We start from the raw sequence: 2,704 nt of genomic DNA on the forward strand, positions 1-2,704 counted from the left end.
TTGTTTTGCGCTATCTTGTTGAACCGTTCGGTAATTCTTACGAACTTTTTCTAGCTTTCGATCTAACCTATGACCGATTGTTTTTGGTCTGCCTTTCTCCTGATCCATAGCGAGACTCCTAAGCGTCTGTTGCGACTAAATTATATAACTTAGTATTCTTAGGGATTGGATTTTCAAATGGCACTACAACTGGCCCTGCTACAATTAAGCCAGTACCTTTAGCTTTTGGTCTAGCCAAGTAGCGAATCTGTTTGTCAGTCAAGTTAACAATCTCTTTTAAGATAGCCAAATCTTGGGGTTTTTGTTTGAGTAAAATCATAAACTCACTATTTGATAATAACTTCCGACCTTCTTCAACAGCAGCTAGTGTTTCTACGTTCTGGGTAATTCCTGTTGGAATCGCACCGTATTTCCGAATCCGTGAATACAACGTAGTAAAGAAGTCTGCTTGAGCCTTATTCTTAAACAGAATCTGCATCTCATCAAAGTACACCCATGTAGTACATTTTCCTTGATTCTCTACAATTTGATTCCAGATATAATCCTGAATAACCATTAAAGCGAACGGCTTCAACTTATGCGACAACTTCTTCAGATTAAAGATAACAAAGCGATGATTGAGATCCACGTTGGTATTGTGAGCGAAAATATCTTGAGAACCAGTTGTATAGGTTTCTACCGCCAAAGCCAAATCTTGAGCTTCTGGCTCTGGTTGTTCTTTCAAGACCTGGTGCCACTCTTTTAACGTTGGAGTGAAATCCTCTGTCAAATAACGCTCATAAGTCATTCCTGTTACCCGGTCAATAATCCCAATCTGGGCATCTGTCACCTCAGATAGAATCGATTCAAACAATCCCATCAATAAGTTTGCCTTATCTCCAATCGGATCGTCATCCTCATCATCCAAACGATCCAAGTCTGGTAAATCTAAGAGATTGATATGTGTTTTAGAACCAATCGAAATATCCACCATCTGAGCACCGAAAGCTCGACCAATATCAGAATATTCATCTTCGGGATCCACGATGATAACTCGATCTTCTGGATATTTCAGCAAAGTCGGAATGACTTCTCCACCCTTGATTGTCGTAGATTTACCAGATCCTGAAGAACCTAGCACAACACCTGAACCCGTGTTCAAATCACGTTTTCGATCTAGTGTAATGATATTGTTTGATAACTGATTTTGGCCATAGTAGCGAGCAAGTGAGCTGTCAGACTTCAAATCCACGTTAGTAAAAGGGACTTGCGTAGCAATATTAGCTGTCGTCATTTTTCTCATAAAATTCTTCTTCACATTCAAGAAGCACTCACCGATAGGTAGAATCGTATTCAAAGCCTCTTCTTGATAATAATAAAGATCTTCAAACTCTACTCCTAATTTACGACCAGCACGCTTAATCTTTTGTTCATTACGCTGTAGTTCCTCTTGGCTCTCTGCCTTAAAATACACTGCAATCAAACCAGAGAAGATTTTCTGATCATACTCAGTAATCTCGTCTCGCCACTTCTTGGTAGCTTCTGAGATTTCTTGGTCACGACCAGCAACCACCGCATCATCAAAGATACCAGATTGAGCCGCCTTACGTTTAGAACGTAACTTCCCAATTTCAGCATCTGTTTCTGCATCGTCAATCTTCTCTAAGATTTCAACGTTCTCATAAGGTTCTGCATGGATAGTAATAGCTAGTTCAAATCCTAGTGTTGTTAAATCACGAATGAGACGATCAGACATCCAGTTAGGATAGCGGTGGGCATAGAGTACCTTGACCCAACTATCATCTATAATCATGCGTTTTTCTTGAAATTCAATCCTGTTTGGGGCAATAAATGATTTAGTAGATAAACCTGTCAAAGCAATTTCTTTGTAATCAAAATTGACATACGGGTTACCTCGTAGTAACTCAGAAAAGACTTTTAGGCGATCCAAACCATTCATATCCCTAAAAGTAATATCAGATTCCTGGAACTGAGTCCCTAGGGAAACTCCAATATCTTGTAGTAACAACTGCGCCTGTTTTCGATCATCCGCATTCGTTGAAATGGTCACATACTTATGTACCTCGAAGTTGTTAGCATGTGTCGTAAATCGCTCCTTGATCATCTCGTTCAACTCTTCACGATAGTCATCGAAGCCATCGTTTGTTTCTTCAAACAAGATATTCTGCAAGGAGTTATCCGATACTCGACGGTTAATGACTAAGAGCTGGTAGTTACTTCCCTCATCCAGTGAATTAAGAGCATCCATCGTTGTATCGATGATGCTCTCTTTTTCATCTTGTTGAGCTGTCGAGTAAGAAGCATCCCCCAGCATAAAGCTACGAGAATACTTCTCACGTGCAATATGCATCAATCCATCTTCATGGAGCAGCGTATAATTGATCGTGTTTTGAGTTGTAGGTTTCATCTGGCGACGCAAACGATCAATTTTTTTCTTTTCTGCTTTTTCTAGTTTTTCTCTTTTGCTTTTGAATAAACTCATCTTTCGTATACATTCCTACCTTTCCAAATTCTGTCTCATAGGTTCGTTGTTGGATTCGGAAAAAGAAATTGATTTTTTCTTTAATCCGCATTCGCTTAGTCATTCCCGTACCGTACATTCCTCCAGGAACGACAAATAGAGCATCCCAAAGATAGATGTACCAATCAGGTAGACCAAAGAAGTAAATAGCAATTGTCCCTGAGACAGCTATTATCAAACACA

General features: G+C 39.6%; 2 protein-coding genes. Both read right to left on the minus strand.

Annotated elements, in window-relative coordinates; genetic code table 11:
* Window positions 1-118: 118 nt before the first annotated feature.
* A complete protein-coding gene (locus ADH54_RS09950) occupies window positions 119-2,482 on the minus strand; it encodes a VirB4-like conjugal transfer ATPase, CD1110 family (protein WP_049524998.1) in 2,364 nt (787 codons plus the stop codon).
* On the minus strand, window positions 2,424-2,704 hold a 281-nt coding region (locus tag ADH54_RS09955; RefSeq protein WP_049524999.1), incomplete at its 5' end, for a hypothetical protein. The genes ADH54_RS09955 and ADH54_RS09950, both read right to left, overlap by 59 nt.

The sequence above is a fragment of the Streptococcus pseudopneumoniae genome (assembly GCF_001072315.1).
In the GTDB taxonomy this organism is placed as follows: domain Bacteria; phylum Bacillota; class Bacilli; order Lactobacillales; family Streptococcaceae; genus Streptococcus; species Streptococcus pseudopneumoniae_R.